15 protein-coding genes are annotated in these 22977 nt (G+C 63.9%); 4 read left to right on the top strand and 11 right to left on the bottom strand.

Annotated features, from left to right (window positions below; genetic code table 11):
- Nucleotides 1-46 precede the first annotated feature (46 nt).
- The 3 genes from V1279_RS13930 to V1279_RS13920 all read left to right on the top strand — a co-directional run bounded on the left by V1279_RS13930 (nucleotide 47) and on the right by V1279_RS13920 (nucleotide 4562).
- Nucleotides 47-1402 carry a M23 family metallopeptidase gene (locus V1279_RS13930; RefSeq protein WP_334436635.1) on the top strand — a complete coding sequence of 452 codons (1356 nt, stop codon included), beginning with the start codon at nucleotides 47-49 and terminating at the stop codon, nucleotides 1400-1402.
- A 234-nt stretch (nucleotides 1403-1636) separates the two neighbouring features.
- The gene (locus tag V1279_RS13925; RefSeq protein WP_334446383.1) at nucleotides 1637-2086 is read left to right on the top strand and encodes an SRPBCC family protein; all 450 of its coding nucleotides are present in this window, start codon (nucleotides 1637-1639) and stop codon (nucleotides 2084-2086) included.
- A 307-nt stretch (nucleotides 2087-2393) separates the two neighbouring features.
- Complete coding sequence (locus V1279_RS13920) at nucleotides 2394-4562, top strand: carbamoyltransferase C-terminal domain-containing protein (protein ID WP_334436632.1); 2169 nt, start codon at nucleotides 2394-2396, stop codon at nucleotides 4560-4562.
- Nucleotides 4563-4597: 35 nt separating this feature from the next.
- Here the strand turns inward: V1279_RS13920 and V1279_RS13915 are convergent, their stop codons facing one another.
- The 8 genes from V1279_RS13915 to V1279_RS13880 form a co-directional block, all read right to left on the bottom strand.
- Nucleotides 4598-5095 (bottom strand): cupin domain-containing protein, encoded by a 498-nt coding sequence (locus tag V1279_RS13915; RefSeq protein WP_334436629.1) that lies wholly within the window; start codon nucleotides 5093-5095, stop codon nucleotides 4598-4600.
- The gene (locus V1279_RS13910; protein WP_334436627.1) at nucleotides 5092-5775 is read right to left on the bottom strand and encodes a helix-turn-helix domain-containing protein; all 684 of its coding nucleotides are present in this window, start codon (nucleotides 5773-5775) and stop codon (nucleotides 5092-5094) included. Before V1279_RS13910 ends, V1279_RS13915 begins: the two co-directional genes overlap by 4 nt.
- Nucleotides 5776-5860: 85 nt before the next feature.
- Nucleotides 5861-6766 carry a DMT family transporter gene (locus tag V1279_RS13905; protein ID WP_334436624.1) on the bottom strand — a complete coding sequence of 302 codons (906 nt, stop codon included), beginning with the start codon at nucleotides 6764-6766 and terminating at the stop codon, nucleotides 5861-5863.
- Nucleotides 6767-6849: 83 nt separating this feature from the next.
- Entirely contained in the window at nucleotides 6850-7722 is an 873-nt protein-coding gene (locus V1279_RS13900) for an NAD(P)-dependent oxidoreductase (RefSeq protein ID WP_334436621.1), read from the bottom strand.
- Between the two features lie 3 nt (nucleotides 7723-7725).
- Nucleotides 7726-8857, bottom strand: a protein-coding gene (gene prfB / locus V1279_RS13895) for a peptide chain release factor 2 (protein ID WP_334436619.1) whose coding sequence is annotated in 2 segments (ribosomal slippage) — nucleotides 7726-8787 and nucleotides 8789-8857 — 1131 coding nt in all. Because the reading frame shifts where the segments join, the coding sequence is not laid out codon by codon here.
- Between the two features lie 91 nt (nucleotides 8858-8948).
- A complete protein-coding gene (locus V1279_RS13890) occupies nucleotides 8949-11438 on the bottom strand; it encodes a penicillin-binding protein 1A (protein WP_334436617.1) in 2490 nt (829 codons plus the stop codon).
- 171 nt (nucleotides 11439-11609) lie between these two features.
- A complete protein-coding gene (locus tag V1279_RS13885) occupies nucleotides 11610-14123 on the bottom strand; it encodes a penicillin-binding protein 1A (protein WP_334436614.1) in 2514 nt (837 codons plus the stop codon).
- A gap of 241 nt (nucleotides 14124-14364) precedes the next feature.
- Nucleotides 14365-15711: an N-acetylmuramoyl-L-alanine amidase gene (locus tag V1279_RS13880; protein WP_334436611.1), complete on the bottom strand. Its 1347-nt coding sequence runs from the start codon at nucleotides 15709-15711 to the stop codon at nucleotides 14365-14367.
- A gap of 722 nt (nucleotides 15712-16433) precedes the next feature.
- Here V1279_RS13880 and V1279_RS13875 point away from each other — a divergent pair.
- Nucleotides 16434-19562 carry an Rne/Rng family ribonuclease gene (locus tag V1279_RS13875; RefSeq protein ID WP_334436609.1) on the top strand — a complete coding sequence of 1043 codons (3129 nt, stop codon included), beginning with the start codon at nucleotides 16434-16436 and terminating at the stop codon, nucleotides 19560-19562.
- A 67-nt stretch (nucleotides 19563-19629) separates the two neighbouring features.
- Here V1279_RS13875 and V1279_RS13870 read toward each other — a convergent pair whose 3' ends face one another.
- From V1279_RS13870 to V1279_RS13860, 3 genes are all read right to left on the bottom strand, one after another.
- Nucleotides 19630-20958 (bottom strand): dicarboxylate/amino acid:cation symporter, encoded by a 1329-nt coding sequence (locus V1279_RS13870; RefSeq protein WP_334436606.1) that lies wholly within the window; start codon nucleotides 20956-20958, stop codon nucleotides 19630-19632.
- A 110-nt stretch (nucleotides 20959-21068) separates the two neighbouring features.
- Nucleotides 21069-21686: a biotin transporter BioY gene (locus V1279_RS13865; protein WP_442894766.1), complete on the bottom strand. Its 618-nt coding sequence runs from the start codon at nucleotides 21684-21686 to the stop codon at nucleotides 21069-21071.
- Nucleotides 21687-21739: 53 nt separating this feature from the next.
- Complete coding sequence (locus V1279_RS13860; protein ID WP_334436603.1) at nucleotides 21740-22927, bottom strand: pyridoxal phosphate-dependent aminotransferase; 1188 nt, start codon at nucleotides 22925-22927, stop codon at nucleotides 21740-21742.
- Nucleotides 22928-22977 lie beyond the last annotated feature (50 nt).

Raw genomic sequence — 22977 nt, 5'->3', positions numbered from 1 at the left:
AAATTGAGCCGTACGGAACTCACCTCCGACCGGCGCGGGAGTGCCGATGTCGTACCGTTCCGGTCATCATTATTCCGATCACCACCATCCTCACGATCATGGCCGGACGCCGCCCCGCCGTCCCGCCAACTATGCGGCAAAGGCCGCTGCGATAGACGGTGACGGCTACACCATCGTGCATGCCGGCAAGCAGGTCCGGCTCGGCCCTGTCGTGTTCTGGATCGTTGTCGGCACGATCGTGTTGCTCGGCATGTGGTCGGCGGCGACTGCCACCTATTTCGCGTTTCGCGACGACGTCCTGACCCGGCTGATCGCCCGTCAGGCCGAAATGCAATATGCCTATGAAGACCGCATCGCGGAGCTGCGCGCCAAGGTCGATCGCACCACCAGCCGCCAATTGCTCGATCAGGAGCAGTTCGACCAGAAGCTCGACCAGATCATGCGCCGCCAGACCGCGCTCGAATCGCGCGCCACTGCGATTGGCGCGATTCCGGATAGCGCGGCCACCGGTTCGATCAGGCCCCCGGCCCGCGGCGCGGCCGTGGAGACGCCGGCTTCCGGCAGCCTCAAACCCTCCCCCATCAGCGACACCGTAATCTTCGTGGCGCCGCCGGATCGCGAAGCGCGGCTGGAATCGCGCGCGCCCGTCGTCGTCAAGCCGCAGCCAAATCAGTTCGCCAAGGTTCAGGGCGTCGACAACGTGCTGGTTCGCCTGCAGACCTCGCTCGATTCCGTCGAGCGGCGGCAGATGGCGGCCTTGAGTTCAGTCGAGGACGGCATGGAATCCCGCCTCCGCCGGATGCGCGGCGTGTTCACCGATCTCGGCCTCGACATGGCGCAGCTCGAAGCGGCGACGCCGCGCTCGGCCATTGGCGGCCCGTTCGTGCCGGTGAAGCTTTCGGCCGACGCCGGCGCGTTCGAGCGCCAGCTCTACCGGATCAACATCACCCGCGCCCAGATGCAGCGTCTTAACGCGACGCTGGCGCTGGTGCCCTACCGCAAGCCCGTCGTCGGCGAGGTCGAATTCACCTCGGGCTTCGGTGTCCGCAGCGATCCCTTCCTCGGCCGCCCCGCCATGCACACCGGCCTGGATTTCCGCGCCGCCACCGGCGATCCCGTCCGCGCCACCGCGAACGGCAAGGTGCTGTCATCGGGATGGATGGGCGGCTATGGCCGCATGGTGGAGATCGACCACGGCAACGGGTTGTCGACCCGCTACGGCCACCTGTCGGAAATTCACGTCAGGGTCGGCGACTTCGTCAGGATCGGACAGGTGATCGGCGCCGTCGGCTCCACCGGCCGCTCCACCGGCCCGCATTTGCACTACGAAACACGGATCGATGGCGATGCCGTCGACCCGCAGAAGTTTTTGCGCGCGGGCGTGCGGCTCAGCTCAGGCTAGCATCGCGCCGTCAGAACTGCGTGCTCGCCTGTTGATGGCGCGCGGAATACTTCCTTTATTCTCCCCTCGCCCAATCTGCCGTCATGTAAAATGGAACCAGCGCGCCCGCGTCGGTGAAATTTTTTCTGGCCCCGTGTCGGCTCGCAGGGAGGCCAGGCGTCCTTGTGGCAGAGACTGAGCAAACCCAACCAAATCCTGCGATATACTCCGCTCAGTAATGGAGAAAATAACGTCATGTCCCAAGGCAATACCGTTCGTTTGCATCGTGTCCTCGCCACCAAGCCGGAGAAGGTTTTTCGCGCCTTCCTCGATGCGGATGCCATGGCCAAGTGGCTGCCGCCCTACGGCTTCACCTGCAAGGTCCACCAATTCGAGGCGAAGGTTGGCGGCACATTCAGGATGTCGTTCACGAATTTCACCACAAACACCGGCCACTCGTTCGGCGGAGAATATCTGGAGATCGTCCCCAACGAGCGTATCCGCTACACCGATCGTTTCGATGACCCCAATTTGCCTGGCGTCATTGAGGTCACCGTGACCCTGAAGGCGGTTTCGGTCGGAACCGAAATCAACATCGAACAGACAAACTTGCCGACGGTGATTCCGGTCGAAGCCTGCTATCTCGGCTGGCAACAGTCGCTCGCCCAGCTCGCGTTGCTCGTGGAGCCCGATATTCCGGGATAGTGACGGTCGAGGAGAGGCACCACGCTGTGGTGCCTCATCCTCTAATGCCCGACCTCCCCGGTAACGACGTCGTCGAATTCCCATGCCTGCCGCTCAACGCGGCGATCTGCGAATCGATGGTGGGACCTCCCCATTGTTTTATGTGACCGGGTCTCGTTTGAGGAAGTCTCGCAAGCCGCTTCAGCGCTTGCAAGCATACGCCTATTCCGTATGACGAAACGGCATTGTTGCCCGGCGCCAATTGTGATTGATGCGGGTTGCAGGCATGACCTTGCGCGATGGCAAGGCCTAGAGGTTGGACTAAGGCTTGAAACCGAACACACGAATTGGTCCGCGACACCCAAAACTCGCGGCAGGTGGATTTCGCTTCGCGCGCTGGCTGGCGGCAAAAACCATGGGGGCCGCGGGATTTCACCAGCTCGGCTCGGAATTCGCCGATGCGCGGATCGCGCATGTCCGCGACAAACTCGCGCGGGGCGAGACGGTCTATCTCGCTGGCCTCGGCGCACCCGGCACGCATAATTCAGGTCTGGCGCTGGTCGAGGTGACGCAGGCAGACGGGCCACGGCTGATCGTCAACAACGAGGAAGAGCGCTTTTCCGGCAACAAACACACGACCGAATATCCAAAACTGTCGGTCGACGCGGCGGTGGCGACGCTGCGGGAGATGGGCCGCGATATCGCCGATATCGATGCCTGGCTCACGAGCTGGGATTATCCGATGCTCGCCGGCACGCTGGCGCGCTCGGTGATCGAGGAACTGCCGCAGAGCTTCAAGCTGGTACGCACCACCGAAGCCGCCGGCTTCGACGGCCGCCGCCTCGACCAGATGACGCGGACGCCAAAGATCCTCGCCCGCCAGCTCGGGCTCGCTGGGCGCGTGCCGCTGATCTGCCTGCCGCATCACGACAACCACGCCTGGTTTTCATACGCCGCTTCACCATTCGCCGACGACGGCAAACCGACGGCCGTTGCGGTGCTCGACGGCACCGGCGACCAGGGCTCGATCTCGCTTTACGTCGTGGAGCATGGCGCGATGCGCCGGCTCTACTGCAACGACAGCATGTTCGATTCACTCGGTGCGTTCTACAGCGTGATTTCCTCGACACAGGGCGGCTGGACCTGGCTTTCCAGCGAGGGGCGGTATATGGGCGCCGCGGCGTGGGGCGACATGGACCGCGCCAGCAATCCCTATTATGCGCGGCTCAAAGACGTTCTGCATTTCGGCGGCAACGGCGAGGTCCGGCTCAACCGCGCGATGGCCAACTGGTACTGCGATCCCTTCGACCATCCCTACAAGCAAGCGCTGACGGAGATACTCGGCGACCCGCTCAAGCCGGACCAGCTCTGGAATCCGGATGCCGTGCTGCGGGTTGAGGACATCCATCACCGCCCCGATACCAGGGACCGCCTCGACAAGGCCGCCGCGACTCAACTGGTGTTCGAGGACGCGATGATCCATGTCGTCGATCATCTGTTGCGCGCGACCGGCGCGAACCGGCTGGTGCTGACCGGCGGGGTGGCGCTGAACGCGGTCGGCAATATGCGGCTGCTCGAACATTTCGATGCGGCCTGGTTCGCAAAAACCCACCAGCGCAACACGCGCCTGCATCTGTGGGTGCCGCCGGTGCCGGGCGATCCCGGCGTCACCATCGGCGCCGCCTGGCTGTTCGCGCATCTCGCCGGCGCCCCGCGCGGCGCGCCGATGACGCACGCTTTCTATTGCGGCACGCCGCCGACACGGCAAGACATCGTCAGCGCACTCGAGGCCGATGACATCGCCTCACAACGCATCGGCAATATCTCGACGCCTGAAGGCCTCGAAGCGATCGCCGACCTGATGGCGTTCATGGTTGCGCAAAGCGGCGTCATCGCGCTCTATCAAGGCGCGGCCGAAACCGGTCCCCGCGCGCTCGGTCACCGTTCGATCCTGGCGAACCCTTGCGATGCGGAAGCGCGCGAACGACTCAACGAGCGCGTCAAATACCGCGAGGCGATTCGCCCGCTGGCGCCGATGGCGACGCTGGAAGCCGCGCGAGAATATTTCGAACTGCTGCCCGGCGCGTCGGATGCCGATTACAGCGCCTACAATTACATGGTGCTGACGGCGCATTCGAAGTCGCACGCGCGCGAGAAAATCCCGGCCGTCATCCACGCCGACGGCACCGGCCGCATCCAGATCGTGCGCGCAGGCGACGATCCCCTCACCTATGCCTATCTCAAGGCGCTCGGCCGCCATATCGGCGTCGAGCTATCCGTCAACACCTCCTTCAATGTCGCCGGCCCCATCGCGCAAACGCCGCAGCAAGCGATCGACACGCTGCGCCGCTCAAAGGGGCTGGATGCCGTCATCATGGTCGCCGACGACGGCACCGTGCACGCGGCCTGGCATGGCGGCGAGCGCGACAGCGGAAGGTTCAGAGACTGGCTTGCCGACTGGAAGAAGACATCAGCTTCCAGCCAGCGCACGCGATAATTCGCTTTCTCCCTGAGATCGGGTGATCCGCCGGTTCAGAGATCGACGCGTTCGCTCGCAACCGCCTTGCGTTCCGCCATGTTGAACCGGCCGCCATAGATCGGGCGCTCACCGGTCGTCGGACCGGGATACTGGACGATGAATATCTCCCCGCCCGTTTCGGTGCGGAATTCTCCCTCAAAGTGCGGGTCGGGATGGAACAGCACCGTTCCCGGACCATGCAGCGTTCCGTCGATTGAAAACTCGCCTTTCAGGATATGCCACACCTGCGCGAAGCCATGATAGTGCTCGGGGTGATAGGCGCCGGGCTCAAGCCGTAGAATTCCCGCGTTCGGTTCGGTCGGGCGTTCCGGTCGCGGATGAAAAAGCATTTTGCCTGTCTCACCCGGCCACCGGATTGTCTCCCAATCGACTTCCTCGAAATGGCGCGCCTCGTAAGGCTTGTGGTCCTTTCGCGACGCTTGGCGCGCGGTCGTCAATTCCGCATTTGCGGCCGCCGTATCGGGAATCTCCTTGCTGCTGACAGCACTCATTTTGCTCTCCCTTTTGCCGTGCTCTCTCGTTCGCTTTTCCTGCCCGCAATATTGCTCCACCACTCAACCGCGATGGCCGACTGATTTTCGATTGATGTCACCATGAGCAGGCGCGCACTGCCGGACCCCCGCGCCCACGCCATATGTGGTACGTCTGAGCGCAAATGAATTGAATCACCGTGCTCCAGCGCGATGGTTTCGTCGCCCACCTGAAATTCGACACTGCCTTCGAGGACAAAACACATTTCTTCGCCGGGATGCGCGACCAGCGTCGGCTTGCGCGGCTTTGCCGACAATTCGAGCAGGAAAGTTTCCAGCCGCTGCTCGCCCATGCCCGAAGCGAGCTTGCGCCAGGCATAATCTGCGTCAGCGCCCTTCGATGGAACGGCATCGATTGACCGCACCACGCGATACGCGCGCGTCCGGTCCTCTCCTTCGATGTCGGCGAACAATTCGGCCGGCGGCACCTGAAGGACGCCGGCAATTTCCAGGAGATTACCGATCGAACACGCGATCAGTCCGCGCTCGATCCGCGAGAGAAATGTCACGGATAGCCCGACCATTCCGGCGAGGTCGTCGAGCGTCAAACCGCGCGCCGAACGGGCCCTGCGAATGACGGCGCCAATTGCGGCAAGGCGCGCCGCCTCGCGGGCACGCCGGCCAGCTTCTGCCGAAACCACGCTGCTCTCCCGTTTTGCCTATAAGGCAAATCGTATTGCTATATAGGCAAATGTCAAGTTGGCTCGCGTCGTCTGCGCGAACGAACTAACGTTGGAGAAACTTCAGCACGCGGCCGTCGATCAGCAGCAGCGCGCTGCCGATCACAAGTGCGCCCGCGATCTCGCGCGGCGAGATCTTCTCGCCGAGTACGAGGACGCCCAGCAGGATCGCGGTCACGGGTATCAGCAACGTCACCAGCATGACATTGGTGGCGCCGGAGCGCCGCAGGATCTGAAAGAACACGATATAGGCAAGCGCGGTCGACATCCCGGCAAGCCCGATCACGGCGAACCATGTCGATGGCCCCGGCATCGGCAGTTGCCAGGGACGTTCGACGAGCCCGGCGATAACGGTCATCATCGCGGCCGAGGCCAGCATCTGGAACGTCGCGGTGCCGAGCGGCGGCGAGTTTGACAATAGCCGCCGTGCCAGCAGCGCCGATAATCCGTAAGAGAAGGCAGCTGCGAGGCAGAGCAGGATGCCGAGGCCCTGCCCGCTCTCGAATCCAAACCGGCCGCCCTGGAGAATGATCACGCCGATCAGGCCTGCGATGACGCCCGCGATCCGCCGCGCAGACAGCTTTTCCTCACCCGCCACCGCCATCACGACGACCGTGAACAGCGGCGTGGTCGCGTTCAGGATCGAGGCCAGCCCACCCGGAATATAGGTCTGCCCGACCACGATCAGCGAGAACGGCAGCACGTTATTGAGAAGCCCGATAGCGATAAACGGCCGCCAGCCTGACAAGCTATCCGGGAAACGGATGCGGTAGAGCCATAGCAGCGGCAACAGCATAACGGCCGCAAGCGCCACGCGCAGGAACACCACCGTAAACGGCGGCAATTCCCTCAACACCACGCCATTGAAGAAGAACGACCCGCCCCACAGCACCGAGAGCAGGCCAAGCAGCGACCAGTCGCGCGCATCAATCGTCGTGTCGCTGGCGGTCATGGCGGCTTAAATCCGGGGGACAGACAGCTCTATTCAGCCGCGCCGGGTCTTGCCACCCGATTCCGGATACAGGTTTGCGGCGGCTATTTCGGCCGCGAGACGATCTCGATCATCCTGCCCTCGTCGTCATCGGGCATCTCGGCCTTTGCCCGGGCGTAGGCCTCGACCACGGCATGCCCGACCAGCGGTGCGTTGGCGAGCAGGCTCTCGGCCAATTTCACCGCGTAGACCGCATCCTTGTAGCGAAGTGCCGAAGTGAACGACGCGCCGGAGAAATCGCGCGCCACCATGCGCTTTGAATGCCGGATCACCTGCGGCGACGCCACCGCGCCGGTCGCCAACGCATCCGCCACGAGGCTCATGTCGAGCCCGGCCTGCTCGGCCATCGCGATGCCTTCGGCAAGGCTCGCGATCTGCACCGCGCCCATCAGGTTGTTGATCAGCTTGAAGACGGTGCCGGTGCCGACCGCGCCGAAATGCCTGACCACGTCGCCGATCGGCGCGAGATACGGTTTTGCGGAATCGAGATCGGCCGCATCGGCGCCGACCAGCAAAGTCAGCTTTCCGGCAGCCGCCGCTTGCGGCAGGCCGGTGACGGGACAGTCGATATAGATCAGGCCGCGCCCGCGCAGTTCGCGCGCCATGTCGAGCGCGTGCTGATGCGACACAGTCGAGCATTCGATCGCGAGGCTGCCCGCCTTCATCGTTGCAGCCGCGCCATCCTTGCCGAGCCAAACGGTGTGCGAGGCTTCGTCGTCCGCGACCATGGTCACGACGGCATCCGCGCCATCGGCAGCGTCCGCAGGCGACGAGGCCCACCGTGCGCCGCGCACGATCAGGCTCTCCGCTTTTACCTTGCTGCGATTCCACACCGCGACCGAAAAGCCGGCATCGAGATAGCGGCCGGCCATGCCATGGCCCATGCGGCCGAGCCCGATGAAGCCGACCTTCGTCATCGGCTAGTCCACATCCTCGACCGCGCCGGGCGTGGTGCCGAACGCGCGCTGCGCCAGCGTCGCCGCCATGAATTCGTCAAGGTCGCCGTCGAGCACGCCAGACGTATCGGAGGTCTGCACGCCGGTGCGCAGGTCCTTCACCATCTGGTAGGGCTGCAGCACGTAGGAGCGGATCTGGTGGCCCCAGCCGATATCGGTCTTGGCGGCCTGATCGGCGGCGGCCTGTTGCTCGCGCCGCTTCAGTTCGATTTCGTAGAGCCGCGCGCGCAGCATGTCCCAGGCCTGGGCGCGGTTCTTGTGCTGCGAGCGGCCGGCCTGGCAGACCACCGCGACGCCGGTCGGAATATGCGTCAGGCGCACCGCGGATTCGGTCTTGTTGACGTGCTGGCCGCCGGCGCCGCCCGAGCGCATCGTATCAGTGCGCACGTCGGACTCGGCGATATCGATCTTGATGCTGTTATCGACCACCGGAAAGATCGCGACTGACGAAAACGAGGTGTGCCGGCGCGCGTTGGAATCGAATGGCGAGATCCGCACCAGGCGGTGCACGCCCGCCTCCGTCTTCAGCCAGCCATAGGCATTGTGGCCGCTGATCTGGATGGTCGCAGATTTGATGCCGGCTTCTTCGCCGGGAGTCTCTTCGAGATACTCGATCTTGAAGCCGTGCTCCTCGGCCCAGCGCGTATACATGCGCAAGAGCATCGCCGCCCAGTCCTGGCTCTCGGTGCCGCCGGCGCCGGCATGCACCTCAAGATAGGAATCGAACTTGTCGGCCTCGCCCGACAGCAGCGCTTCCAGTTCGCGGCGCGCGACTTCCTTCTTCAGCGCCTTCAGTGCGTTCTCGGCCTCGACCACGACGCCTTCATCGTTCTCGGCTTCGCCCAGCGCGATCATCTCGACATTGTCGTCGAGTTCGCGCTCGACCTTGCCGATGCCCTCAAGCGCATCCACCAGCGAGGTGCGCTCCTGCATCAGCTTCTGGGCCTTCTGGGGGTCATTCCAGAGATTGGGATCTTCGGCGAGCTTGTTCAGCTCGGCGAGTCGAGCCGTGGATTTCTCGACGTCAAAGATGCCTCCTCAGCAGCCCGACTGACTGCTTGATCTCTTCTACGAGGCGTTCGACTTCGGCGCGCATGGTCTCTTCTGTCTGCGGTCGGAACCGCTACTGGATGATGAGAGAGGGATGTAGCGGCCTGCACCACAAAGCGCAATCCGCAAACCGGTTGCTAGTACAGCCGGCCGGTTCCGGGACGCACGATATTGCCCGAGTCAGGCGAGATTTCTTGTGGCACGCGTCCATCCTGGTCGGTAACGCCAACGAGGGAATAATTATCCGGCGGTGCGGTGCCCGGCTTGAAGGCTTCCAGGATGGTGCGGCCGCCCTCGCCCGGTGCGGGGCGCATGCCGCTCTTGGCATCGAGGCGAACCAGCCTGATGCCGGCGGGAATCTTGAACGGGGTCGCCGGCTTGTCGGCGAGCGCGAGCTTCATGAACTCTTTGACGATCGGCGCGGCGGTATGGCCTCCTTGCGCGGCCCTGCCCAGACTGCGGGGCTTGTCATAGCCAAGATAGAGACCGACGACGAGATCCGACGAAAAGCCGATGAACCAGACATCTTTTCCATCGCTGGTAGTACCGGTTTTGCCGGCGATCGGCTTGCCGACCTCGCGCATGACCGAGGCCGTGCCGCCCTGCACCACCCCCTCCAACATCGAGGTGATCTGATAGGCCGTCATCGAATCGAGCACCTGCTCCCTGCGGTCGACAAGCTGGGGCTCGGGCTGATTCTTCCAGCCGCCGGGCGCGTCGCAGCCGCGACACTCGCGCGCATCATGCTTGAAAATCGTGCGTCCGTAGCGGTCCTGGATGCGGTCGATCAGGGTCGGCTTCACCCGCCGGCCGCCGTTGGCGAACATCGAATACGCCGTGACCATCCGCATTACCGTGGTTTCGCCGGCGCCGAGCGAATAGGAAAGATAGTTCGGCAATTCCTCATAGACGCCGAAGCGTTTGGCATATTCACCGATCAAGGGCATACCGACATCCTGCGCCAACCGCACCGTGACGGTGTTAACCGACCATTTGAGGGCTTCGCGGAGGGTAATGGGGCCACGGTAACTGCCCACCGAAAAGTTCTCCGGTCGCCAGACGCCGGCGCCCTGCCCCTGATCGATCTCGATCGGCCCGTCGATCATGATGGTCGACGGCGTATAGCCATTGTCCATCGCCGCCGAATAGACCAGCGGCTTGAACGTCGATCCCGGCTGTCGATAGGCCTGGGTCGCGCGATTGAACTGGCTTTGGTCGAACGAGAAGCCACCCACCATCGCGACCACGCGGCCGGTCCACGGATCCATCGCGACCATGGCGCCGGACACTTCAGGCAATTGTCGCAGACGATACTGGCCCTCGACCGTGTTGCCGTCCTTGATCAGCGGATCGGCGTAGATCACGTCGCCTGGCGAAAGAATTTGCGAGACGGCGCCCGGCGTCTTGCCGCGAGCCGAAGCGGAAGCCGCCCTCGCCCATCGGACACCTTCCAGCGTGATGAGGCCGGTTAGGCGGTCCTTGGAGATGGCGCCTCCCAGTTCGCGGCCGGGCTGGAAACCGATACGAGCCGACTGATCGGATGTCTCCAGCACCACGGCCATTCGCCAGGGCGAGATGTCGCTGAGCGATTTGACGTCGGCGAGTTTGACGCCCCAGTCGCCGGAAATGTCGAGCTTGCTCATAGCTCCGCGCCAGCCCTGGGCCTCGTCAAAGTTCACGAGGCCGGCGGCCACGGTTTTGCGCGCCATCACCTGCAGCTTCGGATCGAGCGTGGTGCGGACCGACAGGCCGCCTTCATAGAGTTTCTTTTCGCCGTAGCGCTCGAAGATGTCGCGCCGGACTTCCTCGGCAAAATACTCGCCGGCAAAGGTGTGCGCGGCGTTGGACCGGCTGGTCACGGCCAGCGGCTCCTTGCGGGCCTTGTCGGCATCGGCCTGCTTGATCCAGCCGTTTTCCACCAGGCGATCGATCACGTAATTGCGCCGCTCGACCGCCCGATCGCGGTTGCGCACCGGATGCAACATCGCCGGTGCTTTCGGAAGCGCTGCAAGATACGAGGCTTCCGCAACCGTTAGTTCGTTCACCGATTTGTCGAAATAGACCAGCGACGCCGCGGCGATGCCGTAGGCGCCGAGGCCGAGATAGATTTCATTGAGATAGAGTTCGAGGATGCGGTCCTTGGAATAGGCGCGCTCGATGCGCATCGCCAGCAAGGCTTCCTTGATCTTGCGGGTGAACGAGACCTCGTTGGTCAGCAGGAAGTTCTTTGCAACCTGCTGGGTGATCGTCGACGCACCCTGCGGCCGGCGGTTGGAGCCAAAGTTCTGCGCATACACCACGGCCGCGCGCGCCATGCCGGTGAAGTCGATGCCGCCGTGCTCGTAGAAGTTCTTGTCCTCGGCCGCCAGGAACGCGTTGGTGACGAGTTTTGGCATCGCCTGGATCGGCAGATAGAGGCGACGCTCCTTGGAATACTCGCCGAGCAGCGCACCGTCGGACGCATGGACGCGCGTCATCACCGGCGGCTCGTAATCCTGAAGTTGCGAATAGTCCGGCAAGTCCCTGGAGAAATGCCAGATCGCGCCCGCGACGCCGGCCACGCCCACCAGGAACACGACGGTTCCGGCGGTAAACAGGAAACCCAAAAACCGGACCAGAAACCGCACTATCGACGCTCCGTTCCAACCCTTGCACCGTAACAGCCGGCGCATGTCCTCGTGTCCATCGGAGATTTCCTCTCCGGCGACATGGATCGCTCAGATCGACCGGATCCAAACATTTATATACCGCAATGTCCGAGAGGTACGTCTTGAGGTTGTGAACGCTTCTTGCGGGATTCAGTAAAGCCCGCCGGTTCCGGGACGCATGATATTGCCGCCGTCGGGCTGGTACCCTTGCGGGTATCCCTGCTGGTATCCTTGCGGCATCCGGCCGTCCGCATCGGCCACGCCGATGACCGAGTAGTTATCCGGCGGCGCGGTGCCCGGCTTGAAGGCTTCCAGAAGGCCGCCACTGCCCGGACCGGCGCGCATGCCGCTCTTGGGGTCGACGCGGACGAGCTTGATGCCGGCGGGCACCTTGAAGGGAACAGCGGGCTTGTCGGCGAGCGCAAGCTTCAGGAAGTCCTTGGCGATCGGCGCGGCCAGATGACCGCCGGTCATGCCGCGGCCGAGATTGCGCGGCTTGTCGAAACCGACATAGATGCCGACCACGAGGTCCGGCGAGAAGCCGATGAACCAGGCGTCCTTTTCATCGTTGGTGGTGCCGGTCTTGCCGGCGATCGGCTTGCCGACTTCCTTGACCACCGTCGCGGTGCCGGCCTGCACCACATATTCCATCATCGAGGTGATCTGGTAGGCCGTCATCGGATCGAGCACCTGCTCGCGGCGGTCCACGAGCTGCGGCTCGGCCTGATTCTTCCAGCCGCCGGGCGCGTCGCAACCGCGGCATTCGCGGGCGTCATGCTTGAAGATGGTGTGGCCGTAGCGATCCTGAATGCGATCGATCAGCGTCGGCTTCACGCGGCGGCCGCCATTGGCGAACATCGAATAGGCCGTCACCATCCGCATGACCGTGGTTTCGCCGGCGCCGAGTGCATACGACAGATAGTTCGGCAGTTCGTCGTAGACGCCGAAACGCTTGGAATACTCGCCGATCAACGGCATGCCGATGTCCTGGGCCAGCCGCACCGTCACCGTATTCAGCGAATTCCGCAGCGCGTTGCGCAAGGTGACCGGTCCCTGGTATTTTCCCGACGAATAGTTTTCCGGGCGCCAGACACCGACGCCCTGTCCCTGATCAATTTCAATGGGCGCGTCGACGACGACCGTCGACGGGGTGTAGCCGTTGTCCATTGCCGCCGAATACACCAGCGGCTTGAAGGACGAACCCGGCTGCCGATAGGCTTGGGTCGCGCGGTTGAATTGGCTCTGATCGAACGAGAAGCCACCAACCATCGCCAGCACGCGGCCGGTCCACGGGTCCATGGCAACCATCGCGCCCGAAACTTCCGGCAACTGACGCAACCGATATTGGCCTTCAATCGGCTTGCCCTCCTTGTCGAACAGCGGGTCGGCATAGATCACGTCGCCAGGCGACAGCACCTGCGCCACCGAGGTCGGCGTCTTGCCCCTCGCAGGCCCCGAGGCCGCCTTGGCCCAACGCACGCCCTCGATCGTGATGATGCCGGTCTGCCGCTGCTTGCTGACGGCGCCGCCGAGTTCGCGGCCCGGCTGGAAGCCAATCCGCGCCGACTGGTCGGAGGTCTCCAGCACCACGGCTATCCGCCAGGGGGCGATATCGCCCAGCGACTTGACGTCCGCGAGCTTCACGCCCCAGTCGGCGGAAACATCCAGCTTGGAAGGCGCGCCGCGCCAGCCGCTCGCCTCGTCATATCTCACGAGGCCCGCGACCATGGTCTTGCGCGCCATGACCTGCATCTTCGGGTCGAGCGTGGCACGGACCGACAAGCCGCCTTCATAGAGTTTCTTTTCGCCGTAGCGCTCGAAGATGTCGCGCCGGACTTCCTCGGCAAAATACTCGCCGGCAAACGTATGCGCGCCGTTGCCGCGGCTGGTGGTGACGTTGAGCTGTTCCTTGCGGGCCTTGTCAGCGTCGGCCTGCTTGACCCAGCCGTTTTCCACCATGCGATCGACCACGTAGTTGCGCCGCTCGACCGCGCGATCGCGGTTACGAACCGGATGCAGAGCCGCGGGTGCCTTGGGCAACGCCGCCAGATAGGAGGCTTCCGCGATCGTGAGTTCGTTCACCGATTTGTCGAAATAGACCAGCGACGCCGCGGCGATGCCGTAGGCGCCGAGGCCGAGATAGATTTCATTGAGATAGAGTTCGAGGATGCGGTCCTTGGAATAGGCGCGCTCGATGCGCATCGCCAGCAAGGCTTCCTTGATCTTGCGGGTGAACGAGACCTCGTTGGTCAGCAGGAAGTTCTTTGCAACCTGCTGGGTGATCGTCGAGGCGCCCTGCGGCCGCTTGTTGGAGCCGAAATTTTGCGCATACAGGACGGCCGCGCGCGCCATGCCGGTGAAGTCGATGCCGCCATGCTCGTAGAAGTTCTTGTCCTCGGCCGCGAGGAAGGCGTTGATGACGAGTTTCGGCACCGCCTGGATCGGCAGATAGAGCCGGCGCTCCTTGGAATACTCGCCGAGCAGCGCACCATCGGACGCATGCACGCGCGTCATCACCGGCGGTTCGTAATCCTGAAGCTGTGAGTACTCGGGCAAGTCCTTGGAGAAATGCCAGATCGCGCCCGCGACGCCGGCAACGCCGACCAGGAACACGACGGTCCCGGCAGCGAACAGGAAACCCAAAAACCGGACCAGCAAGCGCATTATCGAAGTTTCCGTTCCAACCCTGTGCGCCGATATCCGCGGCGTCTATCCTAGCTACGGCAATCCCGCCGAACGAGTTGCAGCCACGCGGTCGAACAATAAAAGGCCCGGCGGACAAATTGACCGATTCCGAAGACCAGCAGTCGATTTTCTATACCGTTGCCGCTGTGGCCAAACTAGGGCTTGGTCCACCGGACGGCACGCTTTTCAGCCTGCTCTTACGCCAGGTGTACCGGACTTTTCACTTGCCCGGTCCGGCAGTTGCCAGCTGTTTGGCTAAAAACGCATCAATTGCCTGCGCCATCGATCCGACCGTCCGGTTCCGCCAGTTTTCCGATACCAGATGCTCAAGGTCGCCCTTGTTCGAGACATAGCCGAGCTCGACCAGGACCGAGGGCACGTCGGGGGCCTTCAGGACCCGAAAACCGGCCGATTTCAACGGATGCTTGTGCATCCGCACCGTGTTCTTCATTTCACCCATCAGGACCCGCGCAAAGCGGTTTGAAAAGGTTTTGGTCTCCCGCTGCACCAGATCGATCAGGATGTCGGCGACTTCGGTCGGCTCGTCGGCGAGACTGACCCCGCCGATCGCGTCCGACTTGTTTTCAGTGTCCGCCAGCCGCTCGGCCTCCGAGTCGGTGGCTTTATCCGACAGCGTATAGATGGTGGCGCCCTGGGCGTCGCCCTCGCCACGCCGCAAGGCATCGGCATGGATCGAGACGAACAGCGCCGCCGACTCGTTGCGCGCGATCTTCACGCGGTCGCCGAGCGGAATGAAGGTGTCGTCCGTGCGGGTCATGACGACGCGATACTTGCCCGACTTCTCGATCCGATCGCGCAGCGCCAGGCCAAAAACCAGCACCAGATTCTTTTCCATGATGTCGCCGCCGCCGGCTTGGGTGCCGTTGTCAACGCCGCCATGGCCGGGATCGATCACGACGACCGGCCTCTTGTCGGGCGGCCCGGGTGCAGGCTTCGGCGCGGCTGGCGCATCCGCCCGCGCAACGGCTGCGTTGGCCTCGGCGATCGCTGGCCGCAGTTCGGGGCGGCTTTCGGGGGCCAGCGACTGGACAAAGGCGGTGCGGTCCACCTCTTCGAATTCGAGCACCAGCCGCGGCGGCTGGCCGTTGGCAGCCTCCAGCACGTAGGATTTGGCAATCCTGGCCGGTCCGGTCAGGTCAAACACGATCCGCGACCCACCCGGCATGATCAGACCGTAGCGGAACGCCTTGACCAATCCCCGCCCTGCGACACCGACTCCGGCCGGAAGCTGGAAACTGACCTGGGGAAGATCGACGACCACGCGATAGGGGTCCGCCAGGGCGAAGGCCCGAAACTGGATCGCCTTGTCGAGATCGAGGATGAAACGGGTCTGTTTGGCATCGCCGGCCAGGCGAGCGTCAGACGCGATCGGGAAATTCGATACCGCCGTCGGGCTGGGAATGGCGGCTTGAGAAGCCGGTCCTTGATAAACCGGTGCTTGATAAACCTGTGCTTGGGCCGCGCTGCGGCCGATCATTTGGGTGCACAGCAATGCTGCGGCGCACAATACGCGTAGCAAAACAAGGTGATTTGCGCGACTCGCCAACGATTCGGTGCCTCCGGAGGAGCCCTCCCTTACCGCATTAGAACCGCAGGGTTAACCGGACCTTAAGGTTCGACCGGCGAAAAGGAGCGAGTGTTGCCGCGCTGCGACGCTCGGCCGCGGGTTCCCTTGCGCTTCCCTTGCACGCAGCCCCCAATCCACGTATGTACGAGGTGCTGACGGCTAATACTCCCGGTTGTGTCGCGTTCAGCCTCCCGGTGCAGCGCTGGAGCCTTCCAAGTCGAAGGAACCTGCGTCTTTCCCGACCCCTCCACAGCCAGCGCCGCGCGCGGCTGACACGGAGTGGCGGTTTCGAGCCCGAGCGGCGTCCGGTCCCAGGTACCTTTTCCAGGGACGGTTTGAGACACGGCAAAACTGATTATCCGGACCCAAAACGGTCCGATATGCGATGGCCGGCGGGCGTTTAGGCGTCGAACCGGGCCTTCAGCGATAAATACGGCGGTATCTTTTCCGCCAACATGTTTAGACGGGCCGACGCTTAATGCGCCAGACTGTGTTGCCGACCAGGATCCACGGAACGATCGCGCCGACGCGAGGCGAAAGCTTCGCGCGTCGCCACGCTCTGGTGGCTCCCCGTTCGGCGCGGCGCCAAGAAGTGCGTTTTGGCCTTCCCCTCACCCCCGAATCAGGTGGACCGTCGCGTCACCGGGCCGCGCAATTTGCGCGCGCCATGCACCGCGCCCGCCGCCGTCAAGAGTTCCAAAATGCCCAACAAGATGTTGATCGACGCCACCCACCCGGAAGAGACCCGGGTCGTTGTGGTCCGCGGCAATCGCGTCGAAGAATTTGATTTCGAGACAGCCCAGCGCAAGCAGCTCCGCGGCAATATCTATCTCGCCAAGGTCACGCGCGTAGAACCGTCGCTGCAGGCGGCGTTCATCGAATATGGCGGCAACCGCCACGGCTTCCTGGCCTTCAGCGAAATCCACCCGGACTACTATCAGATCCCGGTCGCCGACCGTCAGGCGCTGATCGAGGCTGACGAACGCGCCCATCGCGAGGCCGAGGAAGAGAGCGAGAACCGCTCCTCCAACCGCCACCGTGGCCGCTCGCGCCACCGCAATGCGCGCCGTCGCGGCCATGGCGACCGCGTCCAGAGCGGCGTCGTCGAGAACGCCGGCCAGGATCCCTCACAGGCGACCCAGCCTTATGAAGGCGAGGCGCATCAGCACGAAGGCGCGTATGCCGGCGACGTGCATCCGCACGACGCTGAGCATCATGAGGATACGGCGCGTCACGACGATGATGCGCATGATCGCGAGGCGCATGGTCTCGATCGCGATCATTCGCACGATCACCACGATCACGATCCTCACCACGACCACCAGGCGCAAGGTCCTGACGAACGGGCAGATGCCGCAGGCGAAGCACCGGTCGCAGAAGTGGAATCCGGCATACCCGCCGTGGCGCCGGTCGAGGCGGCCGCCCCCGAGGCGACGACTGAACACGCTCATACTGAACACGCTCATGATGAGCAGCATGACGAGGAACAGGCGCGCGAAAACGCGGCCCACGCCGACGACGCGCCGCATATCGAGCACGCCGGCGAAGGGTACGCGGTTGCTTCTTCCGACGAACTCGCCCCGGCTTCCGAACGCGACGACGGCCACGACGATGAGGACGACGGCGACGACGCCGAAGAGGAAGTCGTCGAATCCGTCGGTGGCGACGACGTGCTGGAGGAAGTTCCGGAACGCCCATTCCGCCCGCGCCGGCAGTACAAGATCCAGGAAGTCATCAAGCGCCGCCAGGTGATGCTGGTTCAGGTCGTCAAGGAAGAGCGTGGCAACAAGGGCGCGGCGCTGACGACCTATCTGTCGCTGGCCGGCCGCTATGCGGTGCTGATGCCCAACACCGCCCGCGGCGGCGGCATCAGCCGCAAGATCACCTCGGCCCAGGACCGTTCGCGGCTGAAGGAAGTGGTGCAGGACCTCGACGTGCCCGAGGGCATGGGGATCATCCTGCGCACCGCCGGCGCCTCGCGGACCAAGCCCGAGATCAAGCGCGACTTCGAATATCTGATCCGGATGTGGGAAACCGTGCGCGACATGACGCTGAAGTCGCAGGCCCCCACCCTCGTCTATGAGGAAGGCTCGCTGATCAAGCGCTCGCTGCGCGACCTCTACAACAAGGAAATCGATGAAATCCAGGTCGCCGGCGAAGCCGGCTACCAGGAAGCGCGCGACTTCATGAAGATGCTGATGCCCTCGAACGTGCGGGCGGTCCGGCAATATCGCGACGGCCAGCCGCTGTTTTCACGGATGGGCGTCGAGAGCCAGTTGGATGCGATGTTCTCGCCGACCGTGCAACTGCGCTCCGGCGGCTACATCGTCATCAACCAGACCGAAGCGCTGGTCTCGATCGACGTCAACTCCGGCCGCTCGACCCGCGAACACCATATCGAGGACACCGCGCTCAAGACCAACCTGGAGGCGTCCGAGGAAGTCGCGCGGCAATTGCGCCTGCGCGATCTCGCGGGCCTCATCGTCATCGACTTCATCGACATGGACGAGAAGCGCAACAACCGCGCGGTCGAGCGCAAGCTCTCCGATTGCCTGCGGCAGGATCGGGCGCGCATCCAGGTCGGACGCATCTCGCATTTCGGTCTCCTCGAAATGTCGCGCCAGCGCATCCGCGCCAGCGTGCTGGAGAGTTCGACCGAGCCGTGCGCGGCATGCGGCGGCAGCGGTCACGTGCGCTCGGTCTCGTCGGTCGCGCTGCAATTGCTGCGCGGCATCGAGGAAATCCTGATGAAGGGCGCGACCCACAATCTGGTGGTGCGCACCCGCACCGACGTCGCGCTCTATGTGCTCAACCACAAGCGCGGCCATCTGCGCGATCTCGAAAACGCCTTCAAGGTGTCGCTCGCCGTCGTTGCCGACGCCACCGTGAGCGGCCAGCAGTCGTATATCATCGACCGCGGCGAACAGGTGCACACGCTGGAAGCCGCCAAGGCGTTGCTGGCGGCGCAGGCTGCCGCCTTCCCGCCGCTGGTCGAGGAAGCCTATGACGACGACGAGGCGTTCGACATCGAAACCGAATCCGAGGTCGAAACCGAGGAGACTGAGGGGCTGACCGACGATGCCGCCGAAGCGGCTGCCGGCGAAGGCGAAGGAGACGGCCACCGCCGCAAGCGGCGCCGACGCCGGCGCGGCCGTGGCGAGCCGCGTGACGGCGCCGCCCCGCGCGAGGACAGTGACGCGATGCGCGTCGCGGTCGAGGCCGTCGAAGGCGCGACCGCCGAGGACGGTGAAGCCGACGAGGACGAAGGCGACGAACAGCCCGGCATGGCCCGCGGCGATCAGCCTGCCGGTGGCGAGCGGCGCCCGCGCCGCCGCGGCCGTCGCGGCGGACGCCGCCGGCGCGGTGCCGAACTGGAAGACGGCCTTGCCGGATCGATCGCGGACGAACTCCGGCCAACGGCGGCTTCCGAAGTGACCAACGCGGTTGCCGATTTCGACGGCGGCGCGTCCGAGCCCGCGCCATCGCTGGTGCAGGCCGACGTTCTGCCCGAACCGGTCTCGCAGCCGGCGGAGATGCAGCCTGCGGCCTACGCCCAACCCGAGCCGGTTGCGAGCGAGCCCGCGCCAACCGCTGAAGAAACCAGGCAAGAGGCCGAGCGGGCCGCGGCGCGGCGGCGTTCGACCGTGCGCGAGAAAGTCAGCTTCATGACCAGCGCTCCGGCCGAACCGGCGCCCTCCGTCAGCCACAGCGCGCCGGAGCCGGTCGAGTCTCCCGCACCTGCACCGACCGAGCCGGCGCCGGCCGCATCGGACGAAGGCGCGCCACGCAAGGCGGGCTGGTGGTCGCGGCGCTTCGGCAGCGGCGAGTAAGGATCGAACCAAAAGAAAAACCGCCCGGCCAAAACCAGGCGGTTTTTTATTTGCATCGAGCTGGGCGCTATCCCGTCGTGATCGCAGTCTCCACGTCGGACGGATCGATCTGCTTGTTCAGATTGGCGTGCAGCCTGTCGTGATCGAGCTCGCCCTCCCACCACGACACCACCACGCAGGCGACGCCGTTGCCGCACAGATTGGTCAGCGCGCGGCACTCGCTCATGAACTTGTCGATGCCGAGAACGATGGCCATACCCGGCACCAGCCGCGGATCGACCACGGCGAGCGTCGCGGCCAGCGTGATGAAGCCGGCCCCGGTAATGCCGGACGCTCCCTTCGAGGTCAGCATCGCGACCAGGAGGATGGTCAGTTGCTGGCTGAAGGAGAGATCGAAACCGAGCGCCTGCGCGATGAACAGGGTCGCCAGCGTCATGTAGATATTGGTGCCGTCGAGGTTGAACGAGTAGCCGGTCGGCACCACGAGGCCCACCACCGACTTGGAACAGCCGAGCCGCTCGAGCTTTTCCATCAAGGATGGCAGCGCGCTTTCGGAGGACGACGTGCCGAGCACGATCAAGAGCTCGTCCTTGATGTAGGCCAGGAACTTGAAGATCGAGAAACCGACCATCCGCGCGATCACGCCGAGCACCACGAACACGAACAGCGCAGCGGTGACGTAGAAGGTCGCGATCAACCCGACCAGGTTCAGGATCGCGCCGGTTCCGAACTTGCCGATCGTGAACGCCATCGCGCCGAACGCGCCGATTGGGGCTGCCTTCATCACGATGGCGATGACACCGAACACGGCATGCGCGGCGTCGTCGATAAAGGCGCGCATCGTATGGCCGCGCTCGCCGAGGCCCATCAGCGCAAAACCGAACAGGATCGAGAACAGCAGCACCTGGAGGATTTCGCCCTGCGCGAAAGCGCCGACCACCGTATCGGGAATGATGTGCAGAAAGAAATCGACGCTCTTCTGCGCCTCGGCCTGCTTGGCGTAGCCGGCGACGGCTTGCGCGTTCGCCATGCCGCCGCCGAAACCCGCGCCCGGCTTGACCAGATTGCCGACCAAGAGGCCTAACACCAGCGCAAAGGTGGAGACGACCTCGAAATAGACCAGCGCCTTGACGCCGATCCGGCCAACCTTCTTGGCATCTTGTATATGCGCGATGCCGGATACCACCGTGCAGAAGATGATCGGTGCGATCACCATCTTGATCAGCTTGATGAAGCCGTCGCCGAGCGCCTTGATCCAGTCGTTGGTCGCAAGTCCCGGCCACAGCCAGCCCACAAGCGCGCCGAGCACAATGGCAATCAAGACCTGAACATAGAGAATCCTGTACCAGGGTTTTGCCGCACTCACCGCTGCTTCGGTCGCAATCGTTGCCGCCATGACGTTTACTCCCCGTCAGAACTCGCGGATCGACAGCCCCTGCGCCAATCCAAAATCCTTTGATACAGCGGAGTCAATGGAGTTGCGGGTGTTGCGCCGGCGCGGCCAGTTTAACCGCGCGGGTCGAAAATCCGCCGGATCGCCGGCACGAGCGCGGCGCCGAGCGCGTTCTTGATCAATGACGCCGCGATGAACGGCGCGATGCCGACCAGCCACGCCTTTTCGACACCGAGCTTCATGCCGAACGCCAGCCAGCAAAATCCGGCGGCGAGAATCAGAATGTGTCCGAACGCCATCGCCACGAACAGCCGGAGCGCCGATCGATCCCAGCCGCGCTCGCTCAACCACCCCGTAACGAATGCCGCCGCCACGAAGCCGAAGAGATATCCGGCCGTCGGCCCCATCAGCGGCGCGAGGCCGCCGGCAGGACCTGCAAATACCGGAAATCCGATCGCCCCTTCGGCCAGATAGGCCATGAGTGTTGCGCTGCCGAGCCGCCAGCCATAGGCCGCGCCGATCACCAGCACCACCAGCGTCTGCAGCGTCATCGGAACGTAGGGCAATGGCAGATTGACCTTGGCCGACAGGGTCAGCAGCGCCGTTCCCAGTGCGACCAGGATCACGCTGCGCAACAGGCCGGACGATCCATCAGTGCGATACGGCCACAGCAGGGCGGCGAGCGGAAAATGCGGCGGCACGACGGTTTCAGGCATGGTTCTGGCGGACACGGATGGCTCCCCGGTTTGATTGACGGATGATGTGGATGAAGGGCTGGTCGGTTCTATCCAAGCCAACGCGCGATGCGCGTCACCGCTTCACGCATCTCGTCAGCCGAGCGCGCGTAGGAGAAGCGAATGAAACTACGGCCGTGGATCGGATCGAAATCGACGCCTGGCGTCGCCGCCACATGCGCCTTCTCCAACATGCGGCCGGCAAATTCGAAACTGTCGGCGGTGAAATCCGAAACATCGGCGTAGAGGTAGAAGGCGCCATCCGCAGGCAGAAACTTGGAGAGGCCGGCCTTTGGCAGTCCCTCGATCAGGATGCGGCGGTTCTCCTGATAGCCGCGCTTGATCGCCTCCATCTCTTCGCGGCCTTCGAATGCCGCTTCGGCCGCGATCTGCGACAGCGTCGGCACCGAGATCGACAGGTTCTGCTGCAGCCGTTCGATCGGCCGCACCAGCGACTCCGGCACCACCATCCAGCCGACCCGCCAGCCGGTCATGCAGAAATATTTCGAGAACGAATTGATCACGAGTGCATGCGGCGAAAGCTCCGCCGCCGTCACCGCCGGAAACGCATAGTCGAGGCCGTGATAGATCTCGTCGGAAATGAAGCGGATGCCCGCGCCTTCCGCCGCATTGATCAGGCCGGTGAGCGCCTCGCGCGACATCATCGTTCCCGTCGGATTGGCGGGGCTGCCGACCAGCACGCCCTTCAGCGGCGCCTTGCGGTGTGCGGCCAGCAAGGCCTCGCCCGTCAACGCGTGACGCGTTGCGCTTGATGTCTCGATCAGCACCGGCTCACAGCCGAGCGCCGTCAGGATATGTCGGTATGGCGGATAACCCGGCACCGTGACCGCCACCCGGTCGCCCGGCTCGAACATCGACAGAAACGCCAGAATGAAACCGCCGGACGAGCCGGTCGTGATGACAATGCGCTCGGGATCGACCGCACAGCCGTAAGCATCGCGGTAGTGCTTTGCGATCCGCGTGCGCAGCGAGGGGATGCCCAGCGCGGACGTGTAATCGATCCGCGCCGCATCGAGCGCGGCATGCGCGGCTGCGATCGCGACCCTGGGCGCCGCCGCCGCCGGCTGCCCCACTTCCATATGAATGACATGGCCGCCGGCGGCTTCGATGCGGGCCGCGGCCGCCATCACGTCCATCACCATGAAGGGCGGAACATCGCTCCGCCCCGAGGGCGTCAGCAGGTCCTTCACACGGTCTCTAAGTGTCGATTCCAGCATCGATATCTGCTATTGCACGGGCGCTACCCGAATTCAGGTTCCCGAACCGG

It is taken from the genome of Bradyrhizobium sp. AZCC 1610 (genome assembly GCF_036924515.1).
Lineage (GTDB): Bacteria > Pseudomonadota > Alphaproteobacteria > Rhizobiales > Xanthobacteraceae > Bradyrhizobium.
This window is presented reverse-complemented; position numbering and strand designations above follow the sequence as displayed.